Source organism: Bacillus sp. T17B1 (assembly GCF_026796395.1).
Lineage (GTDB): Bacteria > Bacillota > Bacilli > Bacillales > Bacillaceae > Bacillus > Bacillus spizizenii_A.
Window position 1 is genome coordinate 50,782 of sequence record NZ_JALAYA010000012.1, and the last position, 7,567, is coordinate 58,348.

The 7,567-nt window shown below is 45.8% G+C and carries 7 protein-coding genes and 3 pseudogenes; 7 read left to right on the top strand and 3 right to left on the bottom strand.

Annotation, left to right across the window (positions count from 1 at the left end; all coding sequences use genetic code 11):
• Nucleotides 1-13 precede the first annotated feature (13 nt).
• The 4 genes from MOF34_RS07545 to MOF34_RS07560 all read left to right on the top strand — a co-directional run bounded on the left by MOF34_RS07545 (nucleotide 14) and on the right by MOF34_RS07560 (nucleotide 4,028).
• Entirely contained in the window at nucleotides 14-970 is a 957-nt protein-coding gene (locus tag MOF34_RS07545; RefSeq protein WP_268399571.1) for an ABC transporter permease, read from the top strand.
• A gap of 13 nt (nucleotides 971-983) precedes the next feature.
• Nucleotides 984-1,871 (top strand): carbohydrate ABC transporter permease, encoded by an 888-nt coding sequence (locus MOF34_RS07550; protein ID WP_019713564.1) that lies wholly within the window; start codon nucleotides 984-986, stop codon nucleotides 1,869-1,871.
• Between the two features lie 8 nt (nucleotides 1,872-1,879).
• Nucleotides 1,880-3,220, top strand: a complete 1,341-nt coding sequence (gene lplD / locus MOF34_RS07555) for an alpha-galacturonidase LplD (protein ID WP_268399573.1) — start codon at nucleotides 1,880-1,882, stop codon at nucleotides 3,218-3,220.
• 112 nt (nucleotides 3,221-3,332) lie between these two features.
• Nucleotides 3,333-4,028 carry a DUF421 domain-containing protein gene (locus MOF34_RS07560; protein ID WP_268399576.1) on the top strand — a complete coding sequence of 232 codons (696 nt, stop codon included), beginning with the start codon at nucleotides 3,333-3,335 and terminating at the stop codon, nucleotides 4,026-4,028.
• 36 nt (nucleotides 4,029-4,064) lie between these two features.
• Here the strand turns inward: MOF34_RS07560 and hmoA are convergent, their stop codons facing one another.
• The 3 genes and pseudogenes from hmoA to MOF34_RS07575 form a co-directional block, all read right to left on the bottom strand.
• Nucleotides 4,065-4,391: a heme-degrading oxygenase HmoA gene (gene hmoA, locus MOF34_RS07565; protein WP_268399578.1), complete on the bottom strand. Its 327-nt coding sequence runs from the start codon at nucleotides 4,389-4,391 to the stop codon at nucleotides 4,065-4,067.
• Nucleotides 4,392-4,495: 104 nt separating this feature from the next.
• Nucleotides 4,496-4,833 (bottom strand): annotated as a pseudogene (locus tag MOF34_RS07570) (VOC family protein).
• Nucleotides 4,834-4,903: 70 nt separating this feature from the next.
• Nucleotides 4,904-5,435 (bottom strand): annotated as a pseudogene (locus tag MOF34_RS07575) (hypothetical protein).
• Nucleotides 5,436-5,630: 195 nt separating this feature from the next.
• On the opposite strand from MOF34_RS07575, the gene MOF34_RS07580 reads away from it, so the two are divergent.
• The 3 genes and pseudogenes from MOF34_RS07580 (at nucleotide 5,631) to MOF34_RS07590 (ending at nucleotide 7,525) form a co-directional block, all read left to right on the top strand.
• Nucleotides 5,631-6,503 (top strand): STAS domain-containing protein, encoded by an 873-nt coding sequence (locus tag MOF34_RS07580; protein WP_019713569.1) that lies wholly within the window; start codon nucleotides 5,631-5,633, stop codon nucleotides 6,501-6,503.
• A gap of 114 nt (nucleotides 6,504-6,617) precedes the next feature.
• Nucleotides 6,618-6,766, top strand: a pseudogene (locus MOF34_RS07585) (DUF2292 domain-containing protein).
• Nucleotides 6,767-6,880: 114 nt separating this feature from the next.
• Nucleotides 6,881-7,525, top strand: a complete 645-nt coding sequence (locus MOF34_RS07590; RefSeq protein ID WP_268399581.1) for a Bax inhibitor-1 family protein — start codon at nucleotides 6,881-6,883, stop codon at nucleotides 7,523-7,525.
• Nucleotides 7,526-7,567 lie beyond the last annotated feature (42 nt).

Here is a 7,567-nt window from a genome sequence, read left to right on the forward strand (position 1 = left end):
AAGGAGAACAGATATGGAAACAGTGCCGAAGAAGGGAGATTCACCTGTTCTCACTGCTGGAAAAGGCACCAGCTGGATGGTTGCGCTCAAACGGGACAAATGGCTTTATCTTCTTCTTATTCCCGGTCTGCTTTATTTTTTGATTTTCAAATACTTGCCGATGTGGGGCGTGCTAATCGCTTTTAAAGACTATTCGCCATATCTCGGCTTCTGGAAAAGCGAATGGGTCGGCATTGAATATTTCAAAGACTTTTTTATGAATCCGGATTTTTTCCGGCTGCTGCGCAACACCCTCATGCTCGCGAGCCTAGATCTTTTATTTGCCTTTCCAGCGCCTCTCATATTGGCCTTGCTTTTGAATGAGGTGAGAAAGGCCGTGTATAAAAGATGCATCCAAACCTTTATTTACGTGCCCCATTTTGTTTCATGGACAATTGTGGTCAGCATCACCTTTGTTTTCTTTACTGTCGATACAGGTGTGATCAACAAATTCATTATGGACCTGACAGGTGAGCAGATTTCTTTCTTATCGGACGCGGACTGGTTCCGGCCGATGATTGTGATGCAAAGCATCTGGAAGGAGACAGGCTGGGGAACGATTTTATTTCTGGCCGCGTTGGCGACGGTTGATCAGGAGCAGTATGAAGCCGCCATCATGGATGGAGCGGGCCGGTTTAGGAGAATGTGGCATATTACGCTGCCGGCGATCAGGAGCACCATTATCGTTTTGTTAATTTTAAGAATCGGCAGCTTTTTGAATCTTGGCTTTGAACAGGTGTATTTGATGACGAACTCACTCAACCGCAGCGTGGCTGACATTTTTGACACGTATGTATACATGATGGGAATTACCCAAGGCGCGTACAGCTACAGCACGGCGGTCGGTTTGTTTAAATCGGTTGTCGGGATTATCTTGATTTTCGGCGCCAATTACATTGCGAAAAAGTTTGATCAGGAAGGATTGTTTTAAAGGAGGGAGAGGTATGGCTGACATTCACACGATGCACAACACAAAAGCCGGACGGGTGTTTGACGTCTGCAACATTCTATTTCTCGGCGGTGTCGGTGCAATTACCATTTTGCCGTTTTTGTATATTATCGCCGGTTCCTTTGCCACAGAAGCGGAACTCGCCCAGCGCAGCTTCTTTATATTCCCGAAAACCTTTACACTCGATGCTTACAAGTATGTGTTTTCAACACCGACGTTCATCCGAAGCATGGGCGTATCCATCTTCATTACCGTGGTCGGGACGGCTGTGCAGCTGTTTTTCACTTTTACGATGGCGTATCCGTTAGCGAAGCGGCATGTGAAGGGGCGGAATCTGCTGTTAAATCTGGTCATTTTCTCTATGCTGTTTTCTGGCGGCATGATTCCGACGTACCTTGTTGTGAAATCACTCGGACTTTTAGATACGTACTGGGCATTGATTCTGCCGATGGCGATTAATCCGTTCAACCTTATTATTATCAAAAACTTCTTTCAGCAGCTGCCGCGCGAGCTGGAGGAATCGGCAAAGATTGACGGCTGTTCCGAAATCGGGGTTTTCTGGCGGATCGCCCTGCCGTTGTCAAAACCGGTTATTGCGACTTTTGCGCTGTTTTATGCGGTCGGGATTTGGAATGATTTCTTCCACGCTCTCTTATATATCAATGACAGTGCAAAATGGCCGCTGCAAATGGTGCTCCGCCAAGTTACCATCTTATCGGATTTAACGGCGACCAATGGCGATACGATGCAAAATACCATACCGCCCGAGCAGGGAATCAAACTCGCCGTCATTGTCATTGCGACGCTGCCTATTTTGGCGGTCTATCCATTCCTGCAAAAACACTTTGCAAAAGGAATGCTGATCGGTTCGGTGAAAGGCTGAGAAAGGGAGTGTTTCATATCAGTACGTTAGATCAAATTAAAATCGCCTATATCGGCGGGGGATCTCAGGGCTGGGCCAGAAGCCTGATGAGTGATCTGTCGATTGATGAACGGATGTCAGGCACAGTGGCGCTCTATGATCTTGATTTTGAAGCTGCTCAGAAAAATGAAGTGATCGGCAATTATAGCGGAGACGGCAGATGGAGGTACGAAGCGGTTTCTACTTTGAAAAAGGCGTTATCGGGCGCGGATATCGTCATTATTTCGATTTTGCCGGGTTCACTGGAGGATATGGAAATCGATGTCCACCTCCCTGAGCGCTTCGGCATTTATCAGTCTGTGGGTGATACTGTCGGGCCCGGCGGGATCATCAGAGGTTTGCGGGCCGTTCCGATGTTTGCAGAAATTGCCCGGGCAATAAGAGACTACGCACCTGAATCATGGGTCCTCAATTATACAAACCCGATGTCTGTCTGTACAAGAGTGCTGTATAAAGTGTTTCCGGGCATCAAAGCGATTGGCTGCTGCCACGAGGTATTCGGCACGCAAAAACTGCTGGCGGAAATGGTCACAGAAAGGCTCGGAGTAGAGGTGCTGCGGCGCGAAGATATTCGCGTCAACGTACTCGGCATTAACCATTTCACATGGATTACGGAAGCCTCTTACCGCCATATTGACCTGCTGCCTATATTCCATGAATTCAGCGCGCATTATGGAGAATCAGGATATGAGCTAGAGGGGGAAAGCTGGAGGGACAGTGTCTTTCGTTCGGCCCACCGTGTTGCGTTTGATTTATTTGAACTGTATGGCGCCATCCCCGCTGCGGGTGACAGGCATCTGGCAGAGTTTCTTCCCGGCCCTTATCTCAAACAGCCTGAGGTATGGAAACTTCACCTCACATCTGTATCTTTCAGAACACAAGATAGAGATGAGAAGCGGCAGGAAACAGAACGATTAATCGCGCAAAAACGAGGCGTTGCCGGGAAAGCCTCGGGGGAAGTAGGCGTGAGCATCATAGCGGCTCTTCTCGGATTGGGTGAGCGCGTCACGAATGTAAATGTGCCGAATCAAGGCCAAGTTTCCAATCTTCCTTTACAAGCAATTGTCGAAACGAACGCCTTGATTACCCGCAACAGCGTCCAGCCAATTTTCTCTGGATCGCTGCCGAAAGGTGTGGAAATGCTGGCGGCACGACACGTATCCAATCAGGAGGCAGTGGCGGAAGCGGGGTTATCAAAGGACCGCGGTCTCGCTTTTCAAGCGTTTCTCAATGATCCGCTTGTCACGATTGACCGCCGTGATGCAGAGCAGCTTTTCGATCACATGCTTGCCAAGCACCAAATGATGTGAAAATCGGCAGCCGGCGGACGGCTGTTTTTTAATCGAAAATCTGCAGGTCCGGTTTAGAAATAGTGCAGTTGACCATAATGGTAGTAGCTCTTAAGAAGTAGGTGCTATCAACGTGGGAGATTATCTGAATGTAGCAATAGAATTAGTTTGCGGTCTCGTTATTTTATTTGTCATTTTGAAGTTTCTTGGGAAAACCCAATTCTCTCAACTCACCCCATTTGATTTTATTTCGGCCTTAATTTTAGGAGAACTGGTTGGAAACGCCGTCTATGATCAAGAAATCAAGATAAAAGAAATTATTTATGCATCACTCCTATGGGGCTTGCTTATTTATTTGATCGAATTGATTACACAAAAAATAAAAGGAACCAGAAAGTTTCTGGAAGGCGAACCGAATATAGTGATTCATAAAGGAAAGCTGAAATACAAGATGCTGAAGAAAAACAAACTCGATATTAATCAGCTGCAAAGCCTCCTGAGGCAAAAAGGGTGCTTTTCGATTCAGGAAGTGGAGTATGCCATTTTGGAAACAAACGGGATGGTCAGTGTGCTCCCGAAAGCCGATTTCGATAAACCGACCAGAAAAGATATGAACCTTCCGACAAAGGATGTATCTTTGCCGATTACGTTAATTCTTGATGGGGAGATTGTGTTTGACAATCTGGTGGAGGCTGGCGTGGATGAACAATGGCTGAAGCAATCGCTGCAACAGCATGGAGTTGAAAAGGTCGAGGACGTCTTATATGCGGAATGGCATGCCAGCCAGCCTCTATATGTCATCACATTTGAAGAAACCAATTCATCATAACCGTAAAAAAGAGCTTGCAGCAGGTGCAAGCTCTTTTTATGATTCGTGAGTCCCTTGTTTAACAGCTCTTACGTGGTACATGCTCACTTCAGTGCTGATCAGATAATCAGGCTTTGGTTTGCCCTTGTTCGCTTTATGGCCGGCGATATGTGCATCGCTTTTTTCCCATTGCTTCCAGTGATCCTCAGATTCCCAGCGAATCATGACAACGACTTCCTCATCACCGCGGCGGACGTTTTTCTCGAGCACTGTCACATCAATTAAACCTTCTTGTTTTTCAATGATTCCTTCAGCGCTGAATCGTTCTATAACTTGATCTGCATGGCCTTCTTTTACTGTCATTTTTCTCAACATAACAAACATCTGTCTCTCTCCAATCATTCTCATATATGAATAATTGTAAATGAAATTCATTCTCAATGTCAAACAAAGCACACGGCGTAAGAGCCGCCGTCGCAATGTTATTCTTATAATAAAGATACATTGCCGTCTCCGTCCTTACATTGTACGAAGGTGCCCCACCCATTTAATTGGCTCGCCGAGAAATTCTACACCGTTAGCTTTCATTTTCTCATATGCACCAAAGATGTCTTCACATTCAAACACGATAGAAGCTTTCATTTGTTCAGAGCCTTTCATCATGGCTTTTGGGTAAATGACCTTTTGCCGCAACCTCCATCCAGCTTTCATCAGATCCCATCGGGTGGTTCGCCGCAATATCAAAGGCAACCTTCTCCGCCCCAAATGGCTTCGCTTTCTGCTTGTCTTCAACATATACAGCAACAGTGCCAATTTGTTTGATCAAAGGGATACTATGACCTGTTCATGGCCGAAGTAACATGAAAAATCAGCCGGAAAAACCGGCTGATTGTCGATTAATATGAGCAGCTCACGACATCTATCAGATTTGTGTCTAAGGCGAAATAGTCCCAGCGGCGCCGTGAAGAATCCCAGTAAAAGCCTCCGACGGATCTTCTGCCAAGAATGATCGGGTAGAACCAAAATGAGCTGCCGTTGGTTAACCAAACATAGGTAAACCGGAAGAGGCAAGGCTGAATAGCAATGGGTTCAACTAAATAAGCAACTCCCTGAGTGCTCTGCGGCTTTTTTGGTTTTGCCGGCTTTTTTGAAGGCGGGGGTCCCTGCGGCGCACCGCCGAAACCAGGGCCAGCGCCGCCGCCAATACCAGGGCCGGAGCCGCCGCCGAAGCCAGGGCCAGCGCCGCCGCCGAAGCCAGGGCCAGCGCCGCCGCCGAAGCCAGGGCCAGCGCCGCCGCCGAAACCAGGCCCAATGCCGCCGCCAATGCCAGACCATGGGTAACCATCTGGATAACGATATTCGTATTCAAAAGCGGGCCCATGGTTCATAAAAATGCCCGGCAAACATATAAGGATCAACATTATACATGTAATAACGCCCTTTCTCATTGTAAACTGTACATTGCAGTTTATGCGAGCGGATGTTTATTGGTGTATTCGCCTATGGATGAAATTGGAATGCGCTCAGGGTGCAGAATCATTTGATTTTTTTCTAGTCCCATTCACAATTCCGATGTATCATTTTATAATGAAAGAGCTTCTATTATGAAAAAGGAGACAGACCGTGAATATCGATCAATTATTATATCAATATATTATAGACCACACGGCGGATATTACGGATAAATGGTTCAGTTTGCGATGTCAGCTGAAAGGAGAGTTATATTCCGCCGACAATTTAAGTGAAGAAACGAAAAAGCTCCTAACCAAGCAGCATACGTTTACCAATATAACGATCGCAAGTGCATTCCTTGAGGATCAAACTGAATTTCAAGAACATATGACAAAATGGGCGCAAACCGTTGCGAAAAACAGGGTAGAGCAAGATGTTCCGGTGCATGAGGTTGTGGAAGCCATATCAAACTCAAGAATCTCATTTTGGGATGCTGTTGTTGCGTTTATTCAAGAGAATCGGGATATCGTCACAGATGAGGATGCCAACCGATGGAACCGCATAGTGAATCAGTCGTTCGATAAGCTGATCATTGAATTTTCCGAGCAGTACCAAAAATTTATGCTGATGAGGCTCACATCCCAGCAGGAACTGATCTCAGAGCTGGGATGCCCGGTGATTTCTATTGCGGATGGAATCGGGATATTGCCGCTAATCGGCTCCATTGATACGAAACGGGCACAGGTTATTTTAGAAACAGTGCCGGTCCGCTGTATCGAGAGAAAAATCACAAGCCTTGTCGTTGATCTTTCGGGTGTCCCGATTGTGGATACCATGGTGGCGCAGCAACTGTACAACCTGTCAAAAACGCTTTTCTTATTAGGCGTCAAAGCTGTATTTTCAGGGATTCGCCCAGATGTGGCCCAGACATCGATTCAATTGGGGCTTGATTTCAGTGAATATGAAACATACGGCACGCTGAAGCAGGCATTAGAAAACATGGGCGTTCGCTGCATTGTTGAAGAATTGGAAGAAAACCAATAGGAAGTTTGACCAGGCATATGATTGTCCGCCAGCGGGTGATCATATGCTTTTTTGAATTGATCAGAAAACACCAGCGATTTATCGAAAAAAACATACAACAAGGGGGAAGGTCTTTTGGTTTCAAAATCAACGATTGAATCGGAAGTGCTTGAAACAATTATCAGCTCGTTAGAAACGCTCGATTTCGGCACCATTCATCATTCTAGGTTACCCAAATTGAGAAAATAGAAAAGCACCGGTTTTCGCGGAAAATGAAAGACTAAATATGATCGCATAAGGACGTTTGTTTTCATTAAATTCTCCTTAAAACATATACATATTTTATCCAATTTTTATATAATAGACCTTTAAGATCATTGTTTGGGAGGATTTTTGACATGCAAGCTACGGTTCACGAAAGTAAGCAATCGATCATGCAGCGCATTTTGACAGTCTTTGTCTTCACACTGCTAATCGCGACTGTCGGTCTATTTATCGGCCAATTTGTTCCTGTCGCTTTAATGCTGCCGCTTTCTATTCTAGAAGTGGGGATGATTATTCTGGCCTTCTGGATGCGCAGAAGAAAAGCAGTTGGATATGCGTTTGTATATACATTCGCATTTGTTTCCGGCATTACCTTATTTCCGATCGTCGGCCACTACGCTTCCATCGCCGGCGCCTATGTCGTGCTTGAAGCTTTTGGCTCTACATTTGTCATTTTTGCCGTTCTAGGCACAATCGGCGCAAAAATGAAGAAGGATTTATCCTTCCTGTGGTCATTTCTGCTAGTTGCAGTTCTCGCGCTGGCGGTGGTTGGCATTTTCAACATTTTCAGCCCGTTAAACTCAGCGGCTATGATGGCGTATTCCGTGATCGGAACCATCGTCTTTTCCCTTTACATTTTGTATGACCTAAATCAAATCAAACACCGCCATATTACGGAAGACCTAATTCCGGTTATGGCATTATCGCTGTACCTTGACTTTATCAACTTGTTCATCAATCTGCTCCGCTTCTTCGGCATTTTGAGCAGTGATGATTAATGGAAAAGCGCCTGTCATTGGTGAAGTGACCCCCTAAAGTTA

Excerpts from the sequence above, each read along its gene's own strand:
- hmoA (WP_268399578.1), bottom strand. The coding sequence starts at position 4,391 with ATGTTTGTTATGTTGAGAAAAATGACAGTAAAAGAAGGCCATGCAGAT.
- MOF34_RS07550 (WP_019713564.1), top strand. The coding sequence starts at position 984 with ATGGCTGACATTCACACGATGCACAACACAAAAGCCGGACGGGTGTTT.
- MOF34_RS07590 (WP_268399581.1), top strand. The coding sequence starts at position 6,881 with ATGCAAGCTACGGTTCACGAAAGTAAGCAATCGATCATGCAGCGCATT.
- MOF34_RS07545 (WP_268399571.1), top strand. The coding sequence starts at position 14 with ATGGAAACAGTGCCGAAGAAGGGAGATTCACCTGTTCTCACTGCTGGA.